This window comes from Streptomyces sp. CA-288835, from assembly GCF_050936385.1.
In the GTDB taxonomy this organism is placed as follows: domain Bacteria; phylum Actinomycetota; class Actinomycetes; order Streptomycetales; family Streptomycetaceae; genus Streptomyces.
In genome coordinates this window covers 7,268,771-7,289,816 of sequence record NZ_JBNJMW010000001.1, presented here as the reverse complement: position 1 = coordinate 7,289,816, position 21,046 = coordinate 7,268,771, and the positions used below count along the sequence as shown (strand labels likewise).

General features: G+C 70.2%; 17 protein-coding genes and 1 pseudogene. 11 read left to right on the top strand and 7 right to left on the bottom strand.

Annotated features, from left to right (window positions below; all coding sequences use genetic code 11):
* Nucleotides 1-30: 30 nt before the first annotated feature.
* From ACQEVY_RS32960 to ACQEVY_RS32925, 8 genes and pseudogenes are all read left to right on the top strand, one after another.
* Nucleotides 31-753: a class I SAM-dependent methyltransferase gene (locus ACQEVY_RS32960; protein ID WP_432955515.1), complete on the top strand. Its 723-nt coding sequence runs from the start codon at nt 31-33 to the stop codon at nt 751-753.
* Nucleotides 750-5,354: an alpha-(1->3)-arabinofuranosyltransferase gene (locus ACQEVY_RS32955; RefSeq protein WP_432953031.1), complete on the top strand. Its 4,605-nt coding sequence runs from the start codon at nt 750-752 to the stop codon at nt 5,352-5,354. The genes ACQEVY_RS32960 and ACQEVY_RS32955 overlap by 4 nt, the downstream gene beginning before the upstream one ends.
* A complete protein-coding gene (locus tag ACQEVY_RS32950) occupies nt 5,351-6,724 on the top strand; it encodes a condensation protein (RefSeq protein ID WP_432953030.1) in 1,374 nt (457 codons plus the stop codon). The genes ACQEVY_RS32955 and ACQEVY_RS32950 overlap by 4 nt, the downstream gene beginning before the upstream one ends.
* Nucleotides 6,721-7,464, top strand: coding sequence for a class I SAM-dependent methyltransferase (locus ACQEVY_RS32945; RefSeq protein WP_432953029.1), 744 nt, complete (start codon nt 6,721-6,723; stop codon nt 7,462-7,464). The genes ACQEVY_RS32950 and ACQEVY_RS32945 overlap by 4 nt, the downstream gene beginning before the upstream one ends.
* Nucleotides 7,465-7,467: 3 nt before the next feature.
* A pseudogene (locus ACQEVY_RS32940) lies at nt 7,468-8,382 on the top strand (hypothetical protein); the annotation flags it as partial.
* Nucleotides 8,383-8,981: 599 nt separating this feature from the next.
* The gene (locus ACQEVY_RS32935; RefSeq protein ID WP_432953028.1) at nt 8,982-9,215 is read left to right on the top strand and encodes a Trm112 family protein; all 234 of its coding nucleotides are present in this window, start codon (nt 8,982-8,984) and stop codon (nt 9,213-9,215) included.
* Nucleotides 9,212-10,216: an FkbM family methyltransferase gene (locus ACQEVY_RS32930; RefSeq protein WP_432953027.1), complete on the top strand. Its 1,005-nt coding sequence runs from the start codon at nt 9,212-9,214 to the stop codon at nt 10,214-10,216. The genes ACQEVY_RS32935 and ACQEVY_RS32930 overlap by 4 nt, the downstream gene beginning before the upstream one ends.
* On the top strand, nt 10,104-10,715 hold the full coding sequence (locus ACQEVY_RS32925) for a hypothetical protein (RefSeq protein WP_432953026.1): 612 nt from the start codon (nt 10,104-10,106) through the stop codon (nt 10,713-10,715). The genes ACQEVY_RS32930 and ACQEVY_RS32925 overlap by 113 nt, the downstream gene beginning before the upstream one ends.
* On the opposite strand, the gene ACQEVY_RS32920 is transcribed toward ACQEVY_RS32925, so the two are convergent.
* Nucleotides 10,684-11,583, bottom strand: coding sequence for an ATP-grasp domain-containing protein (locus ACQEVY_RS32920; RefSeq protein WP_432953025.1), 900 nt, complete (start codon nt 11,581-11,583; stop codon nt 10,684-10,686). The genes ACQEVY_RS32925 and ACQEVY_RS32920 overlap by 32 nt on opposite strands.
* Nucleotides 11,584-11,809: 226 nt before the next feature.
* On the opposite strand from ACQEVY_RS32920, the gene ACQEVY_RS32915 reads away from it, so the two are divergent.
* Complete coding sequence (locus ACQEVY_RS32915) at nt 11,810-12,877, top strand: MerR family transcriptional regulator (protein ID WP_432953024.1); 1,068 nt, start codon at nt 11,810-11,812, stop codon at nt 12,875-12,877.
* A gap of 75 nt (nt 12,878-12,952) precedes the next feature.
* On the opposite strand, the gene ACQEVY_RS32910 is transcribed toward ACQEVY_RS32915, so the two are convergent.
* Nucleotides 12,953-14,554: a carboxylesterase/lipase family protein gene (locus ACQEVY_RS32910; protein ID WP_432953023.1), complete on the bottom strand. Its 1,602-nt coding sequence runs from the start codon at nt 14,552-14,554 to the stop codon at nt 12,953-12,955.
* A 141-nt stretch (nt 14,555-14,695) separates the two neighbouring features.
* Here ACQEVY_RS32910 and ACQEVY_RS32905 point away from each other — a divergent pair, with 141 nt between their 5' ends.
* Nucleotides 14,696-15,256, top strand: a complete 561-nt coding sequence (locus ACQEVY_RS32905; protein WP_432953022.1) for a TetR/AcrR family transcriptional regulator — start codon at nt 14,696-14,698, stop codon at nt 15,254-15,256.
* Nucleotides 15,257-15,367: 111 nt separating this feature from the next.
* On the opposite strand, the gene ACQEVY_RS32900 is transcribed toward ACQEVY_RS32905, so the two are convergent.
* Nucleotides 15,368-15,796, bottom strand: a complete 429-nt coding sequence (locus tag ACQEVY_RS32900) for a hypothetical protein (protein ID WP_432953021.1) — start codon at nt 15,794-15,796, stop codon at nt 15,368-15,370.
* 133 nt (nt 15,797-15,929) lie between these two features.
* Here ACQEVY_RS32900 and ACQEVY_RS32895 point away from each other — a divergent pair, with 133 nt between their 5' ends.
* Nucleotides 15,930-16,292 (top strand): DUF4180 domain-containing protein, encoded by a 363-nt coding sequence (locus tag ACQEVY_RS32895; RefSeq protein ID WP_432953020.1) that lies wholly within the window; start codon nt 15,930-15,932, stop codon nt 16,290-16,292.
* Between the two features lie 89 nt (nt 16,293-16,381).
* Here the strand turns inward: ACQEVY_RS32895 and ACQEVY_RS32890 are convergent, their stop codons facing one another.
* The 4 genes from ACQEVY_RS32890 to ACQEVY_RS32875 form a co-directional block, all read right to left on the bottom strand.
* Nucleotides 16,382-17,611, bottom strand: coding sequence for an acyltransferase family protein (locus ACQEVY_RS32890; RefSeq protein ID WP_432953019.1), 1,230 nt, complete (start codon nt 17,609-17,611; stop codon nt 16,382-16,384).
* A complete protein-coding gene (locus ACQEVY_RS32885; RefSeq protein ID WP_432953018.1) occupies nt 17,608-19,926 on the bottom strand; it encodes a glycosyltransferase in 2,319 nt (772 codons plus the stop codon). Before ACQEVY_RS32885 ends, ACQEVY_RS32890 begins: the two co-directional genes overlap by 4 nt.
* A gap of 221 nt (nt 19,927-20,147) precedes the next feature.
* A complete protein-coding gene (locus ACQEVY_RS32880) occupies nt 20,148-20,537 on the bottom strand; it encodes a VOC family protein (RefSeq protein ID WP_432953017.1) in 390 nt (129 codons plus the stop codon).
* Between the two features lie 89 nt (nt 20,538-20,626).
* On the bottom strand, nt 20,627-21,022 hold the full coding sequence (locus ACQEVY_RS32875) for a cupin domain-containing protein (protein WP_432953016.1): 396 nt from the start codon (nt 21,020-21,022) through the stop codon (nt 20,627-20,629).
* Nucleotides 21,023-21,046 lie beyond the last annotated feature (24 nt).

Here is a 21,046-nt window from a genome sequence, read left to right as displayed (position 1 = left end):
AGACGTACGGGTAGGGGTACGGGGACGGGTCTGAAGGACCCCTCGCTGCGCCGCTCCGTCGCTCTCTTCCGTGCCTTCCTCAACGAGCAGGACGACCCTGACGCCTGCTACTCACTGCTCGCCCGTGACGCCGTCGACCAAGTGGAGTCGTACGACGGTCCGGTGAACAACCGGACCGTCGTGGACGTCGGCGGCGGTGGCGGCTGGTTCACCGAGGAGTTCCGGCGGCGCGGCGCGCATGCCTACCTCTTCGAGCCGGACGTACAAGAACTCGGCGAGAAGCCGCCCGAGGGCGCCGTCGTCGCGGACGGCTATCTGCTGCCGCTCGCGGACGGCGTCGCCGACGTCTGCTTCTCCTCCAATGTCCTCGAGCATGTGGCCGACCCGCAGACCTTCATCAGTGAGATGGTCCGCGTCACCAAGCCCGGCGGACTCATCTACGTGTCGTTCACCAACTGGCTGTCCCCCTGGGGCGGCCACGAGTGGGCGCCCTGGCACTACTTCGGTGCCGAGCGGGCCCGCGCCCGCTACGAGCGGCGTACCGGCAAGGACGCCAAACACACCCTCGGCGAGAACCTCTTCGCCGTGCATATCGGAACCACCCTCAGGCAGGTGCGCGAGAGAGACGACGTCACGGTCGTCTCGGCGCGCTCCCGCTACTGGCCGTTCCTCGCGGAAACCGTCGCGAAGGCGCCGGGGCTGCGCGAGTTCGCCACCTGGAATCTCCTCCTCATCCTCCGGCGGTATCAATGACCAGTACGGTCCAGTCGGCTCCTCCCCCGGCGCCGACACGTCCCCTCCCTCCTGTGCCGGACCCCCCTGAGGGGCCGCGGTCACGAAGGTGGCTGCTGGGGTTCTGGGCCGTGGTGTTCGTGTTGTTCCTGGCCGTGGACCCGGGGCGGCAGACCTTCGAGACCAAGCTCGGAGTCACGGTCGATCCCTGGCAGTTCATGGCCGATCTGGGTCAGCTCTGGCACGATCGCGGCGGCTTCGGCGGTATCGCCGACCAGTACATCGGTTACGCCTTCCCGATGCTGCCGTACTACGCGCTGACCGACCTGCTGGGCATACCGGTGTGGCTGGCCGAGCGCCTGTGGCTGTCGCTCATCGTGAGCGTCGCCTTCTGGGGTGCGCTGCGGCTGGCCGAGCGGCTCGGCATCGGCAGCCGCCCGTCCCGGCTGCTCGGCGCGGTCGTGTACGCGCTGTGGCCGGTGTTCACGATCGTCGTCGGCTCGACCTCGGCGGCGGCGCTGCCGGGCGCGATGCTGCCGTGGGTGCTGCTGCCGCTGACCAACGAGCGCTACAGCGCGCGCATCGCCGCCCTGCGCTCGGCGCTGCTCATCCCCTTCATGGGCGGTGTGAACGCGGCGACAACTCTGGCCGCTCTGCTGCCCGTTGGCCTGTATCTCCTGTCCCGCCCGCGCGGTCCGCGGCAGCGCAAGCTGATCGCCTGGTGGGTGCCGGGGGTGATCCTGGCGACGGCCTGGTGGGTCATTCCGCTGCTGCTGCTCGGCATCTACGGCGAGAACTTCCTTCCGTACATCGAGAGTTCGTCGACCACGACGGCCACCATGTCGGCCACGGAGATGCTGCGCGGCGCCGGTAACTGGGTCGCCTATCTGAACTTCGGCGAGGCCTGGCTGCCTGCCGGCTGGACCGTCGCCTCCTCGGTGCTCGTGATCGTCTGCTCGGCCCTCGCGGCCGGCCTCGGTCTCGCCGGGCTCGCCCGCCGTGATCTGCCCGAGCGGCGCTGGCTGGTCCTGGTCGTGCTGTCGGTCGCGCTCATCACCCTTGCCGGGTACGCCGGTTCGTTCGGCGCGCCCTTCCACGAGATCTTCCAGGGCTGGCTGGACGGCGCCCTGGCGCCCTTCCGCAACATCTACAAGTTCCAGGTGGGCCTCGCCCTCGCGCTGGCCTTCGGGCTGATGCACCTGGTCGGCGTGGCCTCCGAGACCCGGGGCGCCCGTCCCGTACGCGGCCGGCGGTACGTCACGCTGATCGCGGCGGTCCTCGTGCTGCCCGGTCTCGCGCTGCCCTACCTCAACGGGTCGATCCTGCAGCCGGGTTCGTTCCAGGAGCTCCCCAAGTACTGGCAGGCCACGGCCGACTGGCTGGAGAAGCACTCCCCCGACTCCCGCGCCCTCGTCGTCCCCGCCACCGCGCACGGCATCTACACCTGGGGCTCCCCCATCGACCAGCCCCTCGACGTGCTCGCCGAATCCCGGTGGGCCCAGCGGGACTACGTACCGTTCGGCACCGCGGGCAACCGGCGCGCCATGGACGCCGTCGAGCAGGCACTGCTGACGGGCGGCGAAGTCCCGGGCCTGGCCGACTACTTGAGCCGCTCCGGGCTCCACTACGTCGTCGTACGCAACGATCTCGACCCGGACCAGATGGGCCACGTACCGTCCACGACCGTCAAGCGCACCCTGGAGGAGTCGGGCTACCGCCGGGTGACCGGTCTCGGCCCGGTGATGACGGGCGGGACGATCCCGGAGGACACCCCGGTGCAGGTCGAGGGCCTGTATCCGCGGCACCGCTCCGTCGAGATCTACGAGCCGGCCGATGAGGACGTGCCGCGGCCCGGCCAGGCCGGGCTGAAGGCGGTCGCCGACACGGCCGTCGTCTCCGGCGGGCCCGAGGCGCTGCTGCCGGTGTCCGCCGATCCCGCGATGCGGGGCCGGGCCGCGGTGCTGACCGGTGACAACCACCCCGGGCTCGGCACTCCTCCGCTCCAGGTGACGGGTGACGGGATGCGCCGGGCCGACACACGGTTCGGTCTTGTCAACGCCAACACCTCGTACACGTACACCCGCGACGAACGCAATCACTCCGGCAGCTTCCAGGACGCCGGTGAGAAGCCGCACCAGATCCTGCCGACGGAGGGCATCGAGCACCAGACGGTGGCCGAACTGCGCGGGGCCAAATCGGTGACCGCGTCGTCCAGCGGCAACTGGCTGTTCTATCTGCCGCAGTACGACCCGGTGAACGCCTTCGACGGCAACCCCAACACCGCGTGGGCCGAAGGCGCTTCGGGCTCGGCGGACGGCGAGTGGCTGCGGATCGGCTTCACGGAGAAGACCGACATCCCCTCCTCGATCCGGGTCACGCCGCTGCCGCAGGACAGCGTCCGCTCGGCGCCGACGCGGGTGAAGGTGGAGACCGAACGCGGCTCGAAGACGAGCTTCCTCCAGGCCAACGGCATGCGGCAGCGCATCAAGGCGCCCGAAGGCGAGACGGACTGGCTGCGGATCACGATCGTCGACTCGGTGGCCCGGCATGCCGGACTCACCGGTGCCGGATTCTCCGAGATCAGCATCCCCGACGTCCAGGTGACCCGCATGCTGCGGCTCCCCAAGGACGCCGAGCGCTCCGAGGCCGCCGCCGAGGTCGTCTCGCTGCACCGGGCGTCCGACCCGGGCGGCTTCTCCCCGACGGGCACGGAAGCGGGCCTGCACCGCCGCTGGAACTCCGAGGCGTCGGGCTCGTACGAGGTGAAGGCGAGCGCGGTCCCGGTTCCGGGTGCCGAACTCGACGAGCTGCTCTACCGGGTGGCGCCCGAGCAGCAGAACCAGATCATCGCGTCCGCCGACTCCACGGCCGGACTCGGTGTCGGGCTGTCGCCGCGCAATCTCACCGACGGTGATCTGACCACCGCCTGGATCGCCGGGGACAACCCCACGATCCACCTGCGCTGGCCGGACAAGAAGGCCATCGACGAGATCGTGCTGCCGCCCGCGGGCGGTCTGTCCACCCGGGCCACCAAGGTGGACATCAGCTCACCGGACGGCGCGGCGATCGCCGGTGTCGACGAGAACGGCAACGTCCGCTTCCCGGAGATCACCACCAACGAGCTGAGCATCACGATCACCGAGACCGCTCGGATGAAGGTCCACAACCCGGTCGTCGACGACGATCTGCAGCTGCCGGTCGGCCTCACCGAGGCGTACGTCCCGGCGCTCGACGAGTACCGCACCGAGCAGCCCGACGAGGACCGCACCTTCGATCTGCCGTGCGGCCAGGGCCCGGACCTCGCCGTGGACGACGAGCTGTACCAGACGAGCGCGAAGGGCACCGTCCAGGACCTCATGGAGCGGCGGCCCATCGAGATCACGCTCTGCCAGCGGGGCCGCGCGGACACCTCGCTCTCCCTCGACTCGGGCGCACACCGCGTCGAGGCGGGCGACGCCGGCCCGTTGGCCGTCACGAACGTCACGCTGACCCGCGGCACGGTCACGGCACCCGCCGCGGCCGAGCGTGAGCTGGAGATACGTGACTGGCTGGGCGACCGCCGCGAGGTGAGCGCCGGCTCGGGCGCGGCCTCATACCTGACGACGTACGAGAACTTCAATGAAGGCTGGAAGGCCACGCTGAACGGCGACGAACTGGACCCGGTCCGGCTCGACGGCTGGCAGCAGGGCTGGCGGATCCCGGCGGGCGAGGGCGGCACCATCAAGCTCTCGTACGAGCCCTCCACGACGTACGAAGCCGGGCTGATCGGCGGCGGCGTCGGGATACTCGCGCTCGCGGGCCTCGTCCTGTTCCGCCGTCGCTCGCCCAACACCGACCAGCCCTCGCCGCTGCCGCCCGCCCCCGGGATGATCCTGGGCACCGTGGCGCTCACGCTGGTGGCCGCCGTGATCGCCGGGTTCTTCGCCCTGCTGGTGCCGGTGCTCGCGCTCATCGCGTGGAAGCGGCACACGCTGCTGGTGCCGATCGCGATCCTCGCCCTCGCGGGCGCCGGGATCGCCGCCGCCACGGGCGCGGGGACACCGGCCTCGGCGGACCAGGGGTCCTTCGGCCAGGCGGCTCAACTCCTTGCGCTGATCGGGCTGTTCGCGGGCCTGGTGTCGGTACGGGGCGACGAGCTGGCGCCTCAGGGGACTCAGGGGACTGTGCCTCCGGGGGCGCAGTCCGGAGGTCCCGGTGGCTTCGGTGTTCTTCCGCCTGTGCCGCCGCCCGGGCCCGCCCCGGAGGCGCCGACGGCGCCGCTGCCGCATCGTCAGCGCGGGGAGACGTACGGGCCGGACGCATCCGGGACGGCGTCTCCGTCGGGGGCGCCCGAAGCCGGGGCGCCGTCCGGAGCGGGTGCGGATCCGGGTGCGCCGGGAGGACTGCTGCCGCCGCCCCGGACGTCTGAGGAGTCGCAGGAGTCTGGTCCCGAGACACCGTCGAAGTACGAGGCCGGGCCCACCGTCTCCGCGCGGGGCCCGGAGTCCGACCGGCGGATCCCCGATCCGCCGACCGTCCGCTTCCCGCTCCGTAAGCCGAAGTTGAAGGCGACGCGTCCCGAGGAGACGGAAGCGGCGGAACCGCGGGACAAGGAAGAGACGGGGGAAGGCGAACCCAAATGACCACCCTGGACCACCCGGCGCGCAACGGCACGGACGGACCCGTACGGCCACCCGCCCGGATCCCGTTCCCCGTCGTGGACGAGGTCGCCCGGCACTGCCTCCAGGAGGAAGAGCCGGAGACCGTCCACATCGAGGTCCACCTGCCGGGCCACCTCGACCCGGCCCGCCTGAAGACGGCTTTCACCGAGGCCCTGCACCGCCACCCCCGCATCCTGATGCGGGAGGCGGCAGGGCCTTGGTACCGCCGCCGCTATGAATGGGAACTCACCGACGATCCGGACGTCGCCGATGTGGTGACGTTCCCGGCTCCGGACCGCGACGCCCTGAAGCACGCCCGGGACAGGGCGCTCGCCTCCGCCCCGCCCCTGTCGGCGTCCCCGCCGATCAGGCTGGAGGTGGTCCGGGATCCGGAGGACGACGGCACCGTTCTCTTCCTCACCATCAACCACACCGCGCTGGACGGCCCCGCCTGCCTGAGGGTCCTGGCCACGGCGGCCGAGGTCTACGGGGGGCGCGACAACGCGCCCGCCGCGCCCCCGGTTCGTACAACAGGCGCCACTCCCCCGGAGGTTGAGGCCCCCTCCAGCTGGGCCCCGCCCGCCCGGGTCGCCCACGGCACCCCCGAGCCCTCCCCCGGCAACGGCATGCTCGTGTCCGAGCTGAACGTGCCGCACCGGCCCAAGGGCTCCCCCTACACCGTGAACGACCAGCTCATGGTGGCCACCGCGATGATGCTCGCCCACTGGAACCGGGAACACGGCGCCCGCCCCCGGCCGATGCGCATCACGATGCCGGTGGACGACCGGCCGCGCGGCACGGACATGCCCATCGGCAACGGCACCCGGCTCGTCGAAGTCCCCTTCTCACTCGAGGAGCTGGACGCCTCCGACCTGTCCGGCCTGTTGCGTCGTACGGCCGACCGCACGCGCGCTCTCAAGGCCCAGCCCCGGCCCCAACTCGGCCACGGAGCAGCCCTGTTGACCGCGCCCTGGGCTCCCGTGCCCTGGCGGGCCGCCCTCACCAGAGGGCTGCGCAAGGCTGCCGCGCCCTGGACGTCGACGACCCTGCTGAGCAACATCGGCCGCGTCCCGTACCCCCTCGACTTCGGCGAGGGAGCGGGCCGTGCGCACGCGGTGTGGTTCTCCGCGCCCGCGCGCATGCCCCGCGGCCTGACGGTCACGACGGCCGCCACGGCGGGCAAGCTGCACCTGGCGCTGCGCTGGTCCCGCACCCTCCTCAGCCACGGCGACGGCTGCCACCTCCGCGACCTGTTCGAGCACTACCTGCACGCGACGGAACACGCGGAAGAGTCCAAAGAGGAACCCGAGAAGGACAAACCCACGAAGTCCGCGAGGGGGAACGGCGCATGACCACCGCCCCGCCCACCAGCGAACGGCCGCACGGACTACGGGACTTCTACGAGGACCCGGACGTCACCGTCGCCTCCGGCACCCCCCGCAGCCTCCGCCAGGCCCGGATGCTCGCCGACGCCCTCGGCCCGGCCACCTCCGGCGCACAGACCGTCATCGACATCGGCTGCGGCGACGGCAGCGCCGCGGCGACCGCCGCCCCGCTCCTCGCGGGCCACCGCATCATCGGCGTCGACTGGTCCCATGACGCCCTGAAGCGCGCGCACACCCACATCCCGTACGTGGTACGCGGCGAACTCACCGACGGCGGGCTGCCGTTCAAGTCCGGCTGCGCCGACGCCGTCCTGTTCAGCGAGGTCGTCGAACACCTCGTGGACCCGGATGCGGCCCTCGACGAGATCCACCGGATCCTGCGCCCCGGAGGTCATCTCATGCTCTCCACCCCGAACCTGGCCGCCTGGTACAACCGCGCCCTGCTCCTCGCCGGAGTCCAGCCCGTCTTCTCCGAGGTGAGCCTGCGCGCCATCCACGGCCGTCCAGGGCAGGAGGTCGTAGGTCATCTGCGGCTCTACACCGCCCGCGCGCTACGGGAGTTCGTGGCCGCGTCCGGCTTCGAGGTCGTACGACTTCGGGGGGCGCCCTTCCACGGCGTACCGCGCCCTTTGCGTCCACTGGACAGGCTGGCCTGCCGCGCGCCATCCATGTCCTCGATCCTGCTTCTGCACGCTCGGAGGACGTAGCCCATGTGGTGGGGGGTAGCCGCGGCGCTGCTGGCCAACGTTCTGTACAGCACCGGTTTCGTCCTGGAGAAACGGGCGCTGGCGACCATGCCCTCGGTGAGCGTCCGCGAACCGGTTCGGCTGCTGCGGCTCGTCCTGGGCAGCCCGCTGTGGATCGGCGGCTCCCTCGCCCTGGCCAGCGGCTTCGGCGCCCAGCTCATCGTCTACCGCACCCTGCCGATCGCCGCCGCCCAGGGCATCTTCGTCTCCGGCCTGGTGATCCTCGTCCTGCTCTCCTCGAAGCTGCTCGGCGAGGAGACCTCCGGCCGCGAGCGGTACGCACTCGGCGCCATCCTCGCCGCCCTGCTGATGGTCGTGCTCTCGCTGAACGAACAATCCGACACGGTCAGCCGCAGCGCCCCCGTCTCGACGATCCTGCTGGTCTGCCTGCCGACCCTGGCGATGGGCGTCTGGCTGTACGGCTCGGCCGAGCACCGTGCGCGGCGCCGGCACCGTATGCCGACCACGGGGGTCGAATACGGCGTGGCGGTGGGCCTGTTGTACGGGGTGAGCTCGCTGGCCATCAAGGGCGTGTCGAGCTACCTGACGGCAAGTGGCCTCGGTGGAGCGGTACTCGACCTGCTGATCTCCCCGTATCCGTACATCCTGATGTTCACCGGCGCGTTCGGCCTGATCATGTCGCAAGCGGCGCTGCAACGCTGCCGGGCCTCGCTGATCGTGCCGGTCTGTACGACGGTGACCTGCCTGTTCACGGCGATCCTCGGCACGCTCGCGTTCGGCGAGGCGCTTCCCGAGGACCCGGTACGGCTAGCGCTGCGCCTCGGCGGCACGGCGCTGGCGGTCTCCGTACTCCTCGCGATGCCAAAGCATGATCCGCCGGCGAAGCCGGAGCCCGGGCCGTCGGAGCCGGAGCCGCCGTCGGAGCCGGAGCCCCGACTGTCGGAGCCGGGACCGCCGCCGGTGTCGGAACCCCGGCCGTCGGATCCGGGACCGCTCTCGGAGCCGGAGCCTCGGCTGTCGGTGTCGGAGCCGCCGCCGGTGTCGGAGCCCCGGCCGTCGGAGCCGGAACCGCCGCCGGTGTCGGAACCCCGGCTGTCAGACCCGGAACCGCCTTCGGATCCGGAACCGCGGCCGGTGTCGGCATGGTTTACGAAGTCCGGGTGGCCGACAGACCCCGAGCCCCGCTCGGAAATCGAACCGCCTCCGGACCATGAGCCGACACCGGAGTCTGAGCGGCCGTCGCCGTCCGAACGGCCCCCAGAGTCCAACTCCCCGTCGGAGCCCGAATCCCCATCGGAGCCCGACCAGTCCCCGGATCCCGAGCCGCCTTCGGAGCCCGATTCCCCATCGGAGCCCGAGCGGCCGCCGGAATCCGAGCGGTCATCCGAGACCGAGCGGTCTCCGGACACCGAGCGGTCACCCCAGACCGAGCGGTCCCCGGACACCGAGCGGTCACCGGAGACCGAACCGGCAGCCAAGCCCGAACGCCCCACCCCCACCCGAGAGTTGACCCCACCATGAACCCTGACGACCCCCTGCTCAAGATCCTGGCGTGCCCGCTCGACAAAGGGCCCCTGCACCTCCTCGCACAGGAACCGGATGAGCCCGGAGGGCCGGGCGACGCCCTCTACAACCCACGCCTGCAACGCCGTTACCCGATCATCGACGGCATACCTCAGCTCCTCCCGTCCTCCGGCGAGCAGGTCACGGAAGACGAACACGAGCGACTGCTGAAACGGATCGCCCCATGACCCTGGCCGCCCGACTAGCCCCCTTCATCCCGCTCCGCCTCGTCGCCGCCGCGGCCCGGCTCGTCTACCCGCGCTTCGAGCCCGAGCTGGCCCGGCTCCCCGAGCTGTGCCCGCCGGACTGCGGCACGGCCGTGGACGTCGGCGGCTGGTACGGCCCCTGGACCCGCCGCCTGTCGGACCGGGCCCACCGCGTCGTGACCGTAGAGCCGGTCCCGCACCTGGCCCGCCTGCTGACGGACGCCACCCCCGGCAACGTACGGGTGATCCGCGCCGCCGCCAGCGACCAGCAGGGCACCGCCCGGCTCTGGCTGCCGCCCGGCGACCAGGGCGACCGCGGCGTCTCCTCGCTCATCCGCCGTGACATCCACGCCCGCGCCCTGGACGTCCCCTGCGTCACCCTGGACAGCCTGGACCTGCACGACGTCGGCTTCATCAAGATCGACGTCGACGGCAACGAACTCGCGGTCCTGAACGGCGCCACCACCCTGCTGACCCGCGATCGGCCGGCCCTGTTCATCGAGCTGGAGGCCCGTATCCAGCCGATCGCCCCGGTCGTCTCCCATCTCGCCCAGCACGGTTACGAGGGCTGGGTCCTGCCCGGCGACACCTGGCTCCCCCTGTCCTCCTTCGACCTGGAGGCCCACCAGGCACGCGCCTCCCACGTCGTCTCCCAGGGCCTGCTCCGCCGGGTGCTCCCGTTCCGCGGCAACGGCTACATCCGGTACGTGAACTCCGTACTGTTCCTCCCCGACGGCCGCCGCCCGGGCGAGCGACTCGTACGCGACGAGCGGTCCGTACCCGATGACCCGTCCGTACGTGATGACCGATCCGTACGCAATGACGGGTCCGTACGCGACGATGGAACGCGTGTCCGCGAGGATGGGACGCATGCCCGCCGCGAAGCGACCCACCCGCCCCTTCACCCGGCTCGACTTCCAGCTCGTCCTGCTGCGCCGTATGGCCGACCACAATCCGGACCTGGTCGAGGAAGCCCGTCATGAACTGGGCGTCTCGATCGCCGAGATGCGCGAGGCCAACCGCCGCTGGCAGGCGATGATCCGCGGCCCCCGCTCCCGCTCGGCCGCCTCCCGCTACCACTCCGTCCTCGGCCAGCCGGAGTCGGTGACCACCCGGAAGATCGGCGACCTGGAGTGCGAGGCCCGGCTCTGGTCCGTACCCCTGTGGCCGGACCTCCGCTTCGAGGTGCTCCTCGCCTCGAACGGAGTCGTCTGGAACGAGTGGCTGGTACGGGCCCCGGGCGCGACCGGGCCTTCACTGGACACGCTCGACGACCTGACCCCCTGGTCCTGCACGGTCGACGAAGCGGCCCGCGCCTTCGCTCCGGTCCGGCCGTTGGAGGGGACGGCGCCGACGCGGTGGGGACTGAAGTTCACGGCGACGGACTCTTCGGGCGTACGACGGGACTGCGTGGCTGAGTTCACGTGGGGGCTGTTGCAGCGCGTGGCCGTCAGCGGGCAGGCCGCTGCTGAGCAGCCTTGACGATCGCCTCCGCGACGACCGGCACCGAGTCGGTGTGCAGCGAGAGGAAGAGGTTCGGCTCGATCAGCTCGAGCTCCATGACGCGGGGCTCGCCGTCGTCTCCGTCCACGAGGTCGACGCGGGCGTAGAGCAGCTCGGGGTCGCCGTCGCCGGGTACGGCCGCCAACGCCCGTTCGGCGACGGCCAGTTCGGCGGAGGTCGGCTCCCAGGGCCGGACGTTCGGGTGCGGGACCTTGGCCTCGTCGTAGGCGGTTCCGGGTGCGAGGACGGCGCCCTTGCGTATGGCGTGGAGGAAACGCCCGCCGAAGAACTGGAGGGCCCGCTCACCCGCCGTATCGATGCTCCGTACGTACGGCTGCACGATCGCGGCCAGCCCCTCCGCGTGCATCCGCGCGAGATGGCGTACGGCGGTCTCGCGCTCCCCGGGCGTATAGCGGGCGGCGAACCGGGCCCCTGCCCCCGAGGTGGGCTTGATGACGTACTCCTGCCCTTCGGGCAGGTCGACCGGGTCTCCAGGTGCGATAAAACGCGTGTCGACGACGGGCACCCCGGCCGCCCCCAGATCCCCCAGGTACCGCTTGTCGGCGTTCCACCGCACGACGTCGACCGGATTGGCGAGCGTCGTGGCGGCCGCGCACCGCTCAGCCCAAGCGACGAACTCCGCGGAACGCCAGGTGTAGTCCCAGGTGGACCGGATGACGACGAGGTCGAAGTCGCCCCACTCGACGTCAGGGTCGTCCCAGCACACGACGACGGCCTCGGCCCCGGCCTCCTCCACCGCGCCCGCGAGCACCGGCAGATCGACGTCCCTGCCGCTCTCCACGACCTCCCGGCAGGTGACGAGCGATATTCGGGTACTGCGTGCCACAGCGGACTCCTCGTTCGTACGTCGAAACGGTGCGCCGGTCGATCCCGGCGATCCGGCCCGCAGGCTAACAACCCAAGAGGAACCAAAGCTCGTGGATTGACCTTCACCTTTGGGGAGGCCCCAGCATCGGTGGCACGACGAGGAACGACCAGCTCGCATGGCGGGCGCATGGAGATCGCACAGGGCGATCGCACAGGGGGATCGCGTGGAAATGCAGGGAGATCGCATGGACATGCTGACGATCGGGGCGTTCGCCAAGGCGTGCCGGCTGTCGCCGAAGGCGCTTCGGCTGTACGACGAGCTGGAGTTGCTGCGGCCGGCGCGGGTGGACCCGGAGAGCGGGTACCGCTACTACGCGCCGGAGCAGCTTGAGCAGGCGCGTCTGGTGGCGTGGCTGCGGCGGCTCGGGATGCCGTTGGCCCGGATACGCGAGGTCTGCGCGCTCGAGCCTGCGTCCGCCGCGGCGGAGATCCGCGCGTACTGGGCGCGGGTCGAGGCCGAGACGGCGACCCGCCGTGACCTGGCCGCCTTCCTCGTCGACCACCTCTCACAGGTTCCGAGGAAGGACACCACCATGCTGGAACTGCGTTACGCCGCCCTCTCCGACACCGGCCTCGTCCGCCCCGCCAACCAGGACACGGCCTATGCGGGCACCCGAGTCCTGGCCGTCGCGGACGGCTTCGGTCCGGCGGGCGCCCCCGCGAGTACGGCCGCGGTCGAGGCCCTCAAGTTCCTGGACACCGAGCCCCTTACGGCGGGCAGCGTCCTCAACCTTCTGGAAGACGCGGTCCAGGGCGCGACCCAGGCGGTCCAGGACGCGACCCGGAACCCGAAGGAGGACGGCACCACCCTCACCGCCATGCTCTGGACCGGCTCCCAACTGGCCCTGGTCCACATCGGCGACAGCCGCGCCTACCTCCTGCGCGACGGCTCCCTCTTCCAGATCACCCACGACCACACGATGGTCCAGTCGATGATCGACGAGGGCCGCCTCACCCTGGAGGAAGCCACGGCCCACCCCCAACGCGCGCTTCTCTTGAAGGCGTTGACGGGTGCGGCCCCGGCCCCCACTCCGGACGTACGCCTGCACGACGCCCAGCCGGGCGACCGCTACCTCCTCTGCTCCGACGGCCTCTCGTCGGTAGTCCCGGACTCGGAGATCCAGGAAACCCTGACCACAATTCCCGCCCCTGAACAGGCAGTTCGCGCCCTGATCATCGCGGCGAACAACTCCGGCGGCCCGGACAACGTGAGTTGTGTGGTGGCCGACGTGGTGACGGCTGAATCGCGCTGAGCGCGGGGTTGAGCTGTTGCACGTGGCTGTGTCACTCTCCCCGGCTGTCGCGTACTCCGGCAGATGCACTTCACCTCACTGCGAGGGGGCGAGTGCCTTCCAGAAGGCGTAGTGGTGGTCGGCCGCGAAGTCGGTCTGCCTGATGCGGCCGGACGCGAGCCGCTGCACGTACGGGCCGCGGGCCGTGAACTGCTTCCAGGTGGGCATGCCATACCCGTTCATCTGCCCAGTGCTCGCGAACCGGCTCCAGTAGGCGGTCACCGTGTCCGACAGCCCGGCTTGCGTGTCATCGAGCGGCTCGAACAGGTCGTTGTCGAACAGGTAGGCCAAGTCGATCATGTGGCCGGTACCGAGGGAGAAACTCGTCGGTACCGGCACGCTTTTGAAGTACGGAGCCTCGGTCTCGGCGAAGTCGTAGGCGTAGACGGGGGTGTAGCGGGCCAGCGCGCGCTGGGTGTCGAGCGCGGCGGTCGACCACTCCGAGTCGGTCAGCACGGCCGACAGCGCCGCCCCGGGCGCCGGGTAGTTCGCCACTGGATACTCGGCCAGGACCGCGGGAGCGTCCTTCTTGAACTGCTCGGTGACCTTCTCGGTGTACCCCTCGGCGGTCAACGGCCTCCCTGTCATGATCTCGTCGAGCCCGGCCAGCCCGCTCATCTCGTCGTGAGTGGAGCCGTGCAGCACCGGTACCCGGGCGAACCGTCCGGCGGCGATCGCCTGCGCCGGGGCCTCGGGCAGTACCTTGCCGTCGACCACGGGCCGGTAACCGTCGTGCCCGGAGACGGACGCCTTGATGAGCTCGGCGGTGGACCTGCGCCGCAGACAGGAGTCGACGGTGCGCGGATCGTCGCAGCCCGCGGCTTTGGCGACGTCAAGGCCGTTGGTCTCCGCCTGCCTGCGGGTGAACGAGCCGTCCGGTCCGACGCAGCCCGCACTCTGCACGATCGCCTTGCTGAAGAGCCCGCGGGCTCCGGGCGAGACCAGCTGGGCGCAGACGCTGTAGCCGCCGCCGGACTGCCCCATGATCGTGACATTGCGGGGGTCGCCGCCGAAGGCACCGGCGTTGCGGTTGACCCATTTCAGCGCGGCCTGCTGGTCAAGAAGACCGAGGTTGGCCGGTGCGCGCAGGCCGGGCGCGGTGAGGAAGCCGAACGCGCCGAGCCGGTAGTTGATCGTCACGACCATCGCGCCCTGCCGCGCGGCGGCCAGCTTGGCCGCGCGGTAGGTGGCACCGTCGCCGTAGGTGAAGCTGCCGCCGTGAATCCAGACGATGACCGGCAGCCGTCCCGTCGTCCGGCCGGCCGGAGTCGTGACATTCAGGTAGAGGCAGTCCTCACTGCCGCCGTCCTCGATCGAGATGGGCGGCTGGTCGGTCGGCTGCGCGCAGGCGCTCTTCGGGGCGCGGGCGTCCAGCGGCGACGACCAATGGCGCACCGGCTGCGGCTTCTTCCACCTGCGCTCTCCGGTCGGCGGGGCCGCGTAGGGGATGCCCTGGAACGTGCGCACTGTATCGGCGACCGTGCCCTGGACCGGGCCCTCGGCGGTCATCACCCGGGTGGGGACGACTTGGGTGCCGGGGTGCGCGGAGGCGGGGCCGGCCGTGTTCACCGTGACGGCGAGCGTCGCGGAGACAGCGACCGCGGCAAGGGCTGTGACGCGGGACTTCCTGGTGCTCATTCGGGCTCCTGGGATCAGCGTGATCTTCGATGCCCGGAACGGTAGCCAGGATTTGGGCAGATGCGCAAGACGTTCGCCTAAGACGATTGCCTAAGGCGTTCGTCTCGCGCGAACGTGCAGGCTGTTGCTAGGGTCCGCGTCATGGGAAACCGGGAAAAGCTGCTGGAGGCCGCAAGACAGTGCCTCTTCACGAAGGGCTACGAGCGCACGACGGTCCGCGACCTCGCCTCCGCGGCGGGCGTCAGCATGGCGGCGATCGGCTATCACTTCGGCTCGAAGGAGGCGCTGCTCAACCAGGCGCTCTTCGAGGCGCTCGACTCGGGAGACCAGGCCTTCGGGCCGTCGGCGGGCGACACCGACCTCGGCGAGCTATGGCGTCGCCTGATCGAGGCGTTCTCGGTCAACAAGACCTTCTGGACCGCCAACCTGGAGACAGTCCTGCGCGCGCAGCGCGATCCGGAACTGCGTGAGCAGATGGCCGCCGGGCTGCGGCAGGGACGCAGTGGCATGGCGCGAGAGGTCACCGGAACCGCCGAGACCGAGCTCTCCGAAGCAACGATCCGCACCGTCGGCTCGGTGCAACTCGCCCTCGTCAGCGGCCTGATGATGCAGCATCTCACCGACCCTGAGTCCGCACCCACCGCCGAGGAGGTGCTGGCGGGTCTGCGGACGCTGGCCACCTACCTGCCCGACGAGACGTAAGGGCCCGGGCCCTGGACCGGCGACGAAGTCCTCGCCACCGCCATCCTCGACCGGCCCTAGTCACTCCCACAGTCACCTCGAAACGACTCCCACACTCAGATACAAAGCCAGTCACGACCGGATCGGCACCCACAGCTCGATCTGGTCGTGCCGCCGGTAGAACTCGACGAGGGGCCGCGTGTCATCGACCGGCAGCATCGCCTCCAACTCGGCCATCCCGTCGCTGATTCGCTCATAGATCTGGGGCGGGTCGCCGACAAGGCGACCGCGCAGGTAGCTGCCTCCCGGCAGGGTGCCGAGCTGCAGACCCAAGAGGCCAGGGCGGTCGTCCTCCTTGACCGGCGTGCAGACCGTGTAGGTGTTCTCGCGTACGTCGATCTGCGCATACATCTTGCGTCCACGCAGCCCGACCAGCTTCTCGAACGACGGCCAGAGCTGCTGTATTTGGGCCAGCTCATCGACGGTGGTCTGCTGCATGACGGTGACGTCGTCAGGCCGCTCAATGCGATCGGGCGGAGCGGGAAATACCGAGGTAGTCATGGCACCGAATACAAGCACCCGGCACTGACATCCGGGCCCCTGCCGATCCGGCGGTCGGGCGGGAGCAGGGGCGGACGGCCCCTCCCCGCCCCGCTTCCCCTTGGAAGCGGGGCGTCTCGTAGCGTTGGCCGGCATGACCACCCTGCAGAAGATCCACGACGTGCCGGTCCTGATGTGCGCCCCCGAGGGCGAACCCATCCGCAGCGAACGCGACGCCCTGGATCTCATTGGTGACGCCGGGTATCAGGGCGCCCAAAGGGTCGTCATCCCCGCCGAGCGGTTCGACGAGGCGTTCTTTCAGCTGAGCACGCGGGTCGCCGGAGACATCATCCAGAAGTTCGTCCAGTACGGATTGGGGATTGTTGTCCTCGGTGACATCTCCCGTCATACGGAGGCCAGTTCGGCGCTGCGGGACTTCGTCCGGGAGTGCAATCGTGGGCGGCAGACGTGGTTTCTGGCCGATGTGGAGGAGCTGACGGAGCGGCTCAAGGGGTAGGCGGGCGCGGCCCGTTGGCAGCAGTGTGTCCTGCGCGTACGGGCTTCCGTGCGCGCAGGACACGTGCGGGACGCGTCAGGGCCGTACCGTCAGCGCATCGGCTGTGGCGCCCCGACCGGCTCCGGCTCGCGCTCCGTTGACGGTGACGGTGACGGGAGCGGCGCCGCCGGATAGAACTCCCGTGGCCTCCCCGCCCCGTCCTTCGCCCGGACCAGCAGACTGCCTGGGTACTCCACGAGCCAATAGCTCAGTACCGCCGTCGGCAGTGCCACCGCCAGCACGATCAGGATGCCCAGCGGGAAGCCTGAAGGCCCCGGCGGCAGCCAGCCCGACTTGTCGAGTTGGAGCATGACCGGCTCGTGCCAGATGTAGAGGCTGTAGCTGATCAGGCCGACCGTCGTGACCCAGCGGGCCCTCAACACCGCGTGTCCACGCATCTGTTGGCGTATGTGCAGCGTGGCGAAGAGGAGCACGAACCACAGCAGGGCCGCGAGCGGGTGGTAGTAGGTGTGTGTGAAGTTCTCCGGGGCGGACGTGTACGAGAGTGCGTACAGGCCCGCCAATGACGCCACCGAGAGCAGCGCGGACCAGCGGCCGGTGATCCGGCCCCGTTCGCCCAGCGCGACCAGTAGCACCGCAAGTCCCATGCCCGCCGCGAAGCCGCCGAAGCGGGCCTGAGGGCCGAAGTACACCGGCCAGTTGGTGTGCGGGATGCCGAGGATGTGGTGGGCGAAGGCGATCCAGGCGACGGGAGCCGCGAACAGAGCCGCGCAGCCCGAGGCACAGAGCGCCACCCTTGCGCGGCGGGTGTTCAGGCGGCGGCAGGCACGTATCGCCAAGGGGCCCAGCGCGACCAGGGACAGGTAGAACGCGATCTCCAGGGACAGGGACCAGCTCGGGCCCAGCGTGTAGAAGATCCGCTCGCGGTCGAAGATGTGCGTGAACGTGAGGTGTTCGACCAGGTCGCGCCAGTCGCCGGGGAGCGTGGGATTGCGGCTCGCCCAGACGACCAGGACGGCGAGGAAGTACAGCGGCAGGATGCGTACCGCCCGCCGGAAGAGGAACACCTTGCCCGGCCGTACCGAACCCTCGTCGATGGCCGCGCGGGCGTAGGACATGGTCAGCAGGTACGCGGACATCACGAAGAAGAGGTCGATGACCTCGAGTGAGATGAGCGCGCCCAGCCAGGGGTTGTCGACCGGCGGATGGGAGCCTTCGGCGTCGTACGTGTAGTACTGCTGCCAGACGTGGAAGACGACCGTGCTCAGCGCGGCGAGGCCGCGAAAGCCCTGGAGTTCGAGGGTGGAGGAACGCTTCACGCCTCGGACACCTCCTCGCGCTCCGCTCGGGGCGTGACCCGCCAACGCCGGTCTCCCATCGCCTCCTTGAGATGCGCCTGCCGCGCCACCAGGTTCTTGAAGTGGGTGTAGAAGAAGGTCGACACGAGGAGGTAGCGCCAGAACCAGGCCTTACGGCGCCGCAGTTCGGGCACCGCGAGCCGCCAGGCGAACGCCGCCTGTACGAATCCGGCGGACAGGGTCAGGGCCACCGCCAGCAGACAGACGGGTACGGCCCAGTCGAGCCCGTCGACACCGCCCGCCCGCAACGCCGCGTGCAGCAGCACGGGCAGGATCTGCAGCGACAGCCACGGCTGCACCTCCCGCCAGCCGAGCAGCACGAAGAGCCCGGCCTTCTGGCGGCGGGTGAAGACGGGCGACCGCAGCCCGCGCCACAGATGCCGCAGCGAGACCTGGAGCCAGCCCTGCGCCCAGCGCGAGCGCTGGTTCCACAGCGGCTTCAGCATCGTGGGCGCCAGCTCGCGGGAGACGAGGGTGCGGTCCATGGCGATGCGGGCGCCCTCGTTCAGCGCGCGCATCGTGGAGTCGATGTCCTCGGTGAGCATGGAGCCGTGCATCCGGGTGCGCGCGAGCAGATCCGTACGCCAGAAGCCGTTGGAGCCGCCGAACACCCCGAAGCCGTACATCCGGGTCCGGCCGGGATGGCTGACGGCGTAGATCGCCTCGAACTCGATACTGACGAGCTCGGCGACCCATGAGCTCTCGCCGTTACGGATCACGCAGTGGCCCTGCACGACGTCGTAGCCGTTGGACAGCCAGTCCCAGGCATGCCGGAAGGCGTCCGGCGCCGGATGGTGGTCCGCGTCGAAGATGCCGACGAACTCGCCCCCTACGCGCGTAGCGGCGGCGTTGAGATTCTGCGCCTTCGATGTGCTGCCCGGCACGGGGAGCAGGACGAGGCGGGGGTCGCGGCGGGCGATCTCGCGCAGGGTGTCCTCGACGGGCAGCGGGTGCGGGGTGTTGTAGGCGAGGACGATCTCGAGTTCGTTCGGGTAGTCGAGGCGCAGGAAGGATTCGACGGTGTCGACGATCGTCGCGGCCTCGTTCGGCAGATACGCGGCGATCACGGCACTGGCGGGCGGATACGGCTGCGCGGCCTTGGCGGGGCGGGGTTCGGCGTCGAGCGAGTACAGGCACTCCAGCACGATGAGCAGCGCGGATACGACGAGTCCGGCGACCACCACCCAGTACGCGGCCGAAGCGAGGTCCCAGCCGAGCGCGTACGCCTGTTGGTAGATCAGGAACGGCACACCGATGCCGAGCGCCAGGCTGAGCACCGGGGACAGCAGCGGGGCGAGGGATGCGCGGGCGCGGCGGTGGGAGGACTTGGCCTTGGCGCGCATCCACGGTTCGTAGCGGACGGGTCGTAGATCCCGGTGGCGTACGGCCTCGGCTGCGGCGTCCCGCGCTTCCTGGACCGGGCTGCTGTGGCCGGTGTGGTCGGTGAGCGGGGTCCAGCCGACGGCGGGAGTGAGCCGTACGTTCTCGTCGGCAACGACGAACCGCGTGCCGGCGACGGTGCTGGCGAACTCCTGGAGCGCGCCGCGTGCCGCCTCCTCGTCGACGCCGGGCATCAGCATGAGCAGATGCCCTTCGTCGTCCCAGCCGAGCCGGTCGCAGCCGCTGCCGAGGCGCTCGGCGACCTGGGCGAGCCGTTCGGCGACCTCGCGCCGTACGCGGGTGCCCAGCCGGGCCTCCAGCGCCGCCGTCTCGGCTACCCCGACCACGGCGAGGACACCGCCGCGGCGGGCCGCCGCCGGACGTCTCAGCTCCCGGTCCAGCTCGTCCATGAAGTGCGGTCCTGAGTACAGACCGGTGCGCGGGTCGAGGAGCAACTGGTCTACGGGGACGGGCACTCGGTGCAGCTTGGCCGCAATCCGCGCGTCCAGCTCGTCAGGGTCGGGTGCCTGCGGCAGACAGTCGTCGGCGCCGTCCCGCAGCAGCTCGGCCACGGACTTCGGGCAACCGTCCGCGGTGACCATGAGCAGAGGCAGCGCCTGTCCCGCGGGATCGGCACGCACCTCCCGTACGACATCAAGTCCCTCGTCGAGCGCGACGATCGCGTCAGGCCGGTACTGCCGCGCCTGCCGGATGACGTCTCCCGGCGCCGCGTGACTGACCTCGTAACCGGCAGATATGAGCGTACGGCCCAACTGTTCACGCCTCGTTCCCGGCGTGCCCACGGCCAGGACGTGACCGGGGCTCGGCACGGTATGTCGGGGCACGCGCGCGTGAGCGTCCTGGGGCACGGGGGCGTGCCCAAGCTGATTCAGCATCTTGTGTGGTCCGATCCTGTCGGATTGTGGGGGAGGACCTTGATTGGTGCCTACGCTCAACTGCCCAGTCGATATGGGCAATTGGCGCCATCAGCCTTAACGATCACTGTGTCGGCGAGCCTTCGACGGCGTAACACTCTCTTTGCGGTCTTATGCCGACATGGCGAAGATCGCCGCCGCCAGGTCGTGCCTGGGCAGCAGCCTGACCCGCCGAACAGGCCCTAGCGTGCGGGCCGCCCCTCCACGCAGAACCGGTTACCTTCCGGGTCGGCCAGCACCACATACGGAGGTTCTTCGGGGCGAGGGTTCTCCGGGTAGTACGGCCAGTCGACACGCTGTGCCCCCAGGGCCACCAAACGCTCAACCTCGTCCTCGAGGTCCCGCTCCCCCGCCTTGAGATCAAGGTGCACCCGGGGAAACTCCTCCGCGGGACTCTCGCTCACATCCATCGCGATCGCCACCCCGGAACCTCCCGGCGGAGGCTCCAGCACGATCCAGTCGTCGCCCTCGAAACGGGGCGGGCGCCGCACATATCCCAGCGCCTGACGCCAGAACTCCCCCGCTCGCCGGTCGTCACTCACGCCCAACGAGATCTGCCCGATCACCGTCATGCGTGCAGATTAGAGAGAAGGGTGCGTCTCTGGCCACGTGCGGTGACCGGGCTACGCCCTTGGAACAGGCGGGCCCGAAGCCTGTCGGCTCACGTGATGAGTGTGTGCCCGGTCGTTGGGTCCACGTGGTCCGGGATCTCGTCGTGGCGATCGCCCACGGTCAGCGTCCCGGTGGGCTCGAGCATAAGGATCGCGGCGCCGGACGGAGCGTACGGCTTGTGCTCCGTGCCTCGGGGGACGGTGAAGACCGTCCCCTGTGGGAGCAGGACCGTGCGCTCCCCATCGGGCTCGCGCAAGGAGATGTGGAGCTCTCCGTCGAGGACCAGGAAGAACTCGTCGGTGTCGTCGTGGACGTGCCAGACATGTTCGCCCTCGACCTTGGCGATGCGGACGTCATAGTCGTTGACGCGCGTGACGATACGGGGGCTCCACAGGGCATCGAAGGAGGCCAGAGCCTTGCTGAGGGAGATGGGTTCGTTACTCATGGGCTCATCCTGAGCCGTTTTGCA

Coding starts and splice junctions, on each gene's coding strand:
- ACQEVY_RS32900 (WP_432953021.1), bottom strand. CDS start 15,796: ATGACTACCTCGGTATTTCCCGCTCCGCCCGATCGCATTGAGCGGCCT.
- ACQEVY_RS32930 (WP_432953027.1), top strand. CDS start 9,212: ATGACCCTGGCCGCCCGACTAGCCCCCTTCATCCCGCTCCGCCTCGTC.
- ACQEVY_RS32955 (WP_432953031.1), top strand. CDS start 750: ATGACCAGTACGGTCCAGTCGGCTCCTCCCCCGGCGCCGACACGTCCC.
- ACQEVY_RS32875 (WP_432953016.1), bottom strand. CDS start 21,022: ATGAGTAACGAACCCATCTCCCTCAGCAAGGCTCTGGCCTCCTTCGAT.
- ACQEVY_RS32950 (WP_432953030.1), top strand. CDS start 5,351: ATGACCACCCTGGACCACCCGGCGCGCAACGGCACGGACGGACCCGTA.
- ACQEVY_RS32915 (WP_432953024.1), top strand. CDS start 11,810: ATGGACATGCTGACGATCGGGGCGTTCGCCAAGGCGTGCCGGCTGTCG.
- ACQEVY_RS32880 (WP_432953017.1), bottom strand. CDS start 20,537: ATGACGGTGATCGGGCAGATCTCGTTGGGCGTGAGTGACGACCGGCGA.
- ACQEVY_RS32945 (WP_432953029.1), top strand. CDS start 6,721: ATGACCACCGCCCCGCCCACCAGCGAACGGCCGCACGGACTACGGGAC.
- ACQEVY_RS32905 (WP_432953022.1), top strand. CDS start 14,696: ATGGGAAACCGGGAAAAGCTGCTGGAGGCCGCAAGACAGTGCCTCTTC.
- ACQEVY_RS32895 (WP_432953020.1), top strand. CDS start 15,930: ATGACCACCCTGCAGAAGATCCACGACGTGCCGGTCCTGATGTGCGCC.
- ACQEVY_RS32925 (WP_432953026.1), top strand. CDS start 10,104: ATGCCCGCCGCGAAGCGACCCACCCGCCCCTTCACCCGGCTCGACTTC.
- ACQEVY_RS32910 (WP_432953023.1), bottom strand. CDS start 14,554: ATGAGCACCAGGAAGTCCCGCGTCACAGCCCTTGCCGCGGTCGCTGTC.
- ACQEVY_RS32885 (WP_432953018.1), bottom strand. CDS start 19,926: ATGCTGAATCAGCTTGGGCACGCCCCCGTGCCCCAGGACGCTCACGCG.
- ACQEVY_RS32935 (WP_432953028.1), top strand. CDS start 8,982: ATGAACCCTGACGACCCCCTGCTCAAGATCCTGGCGTGCCCGCTCGAC.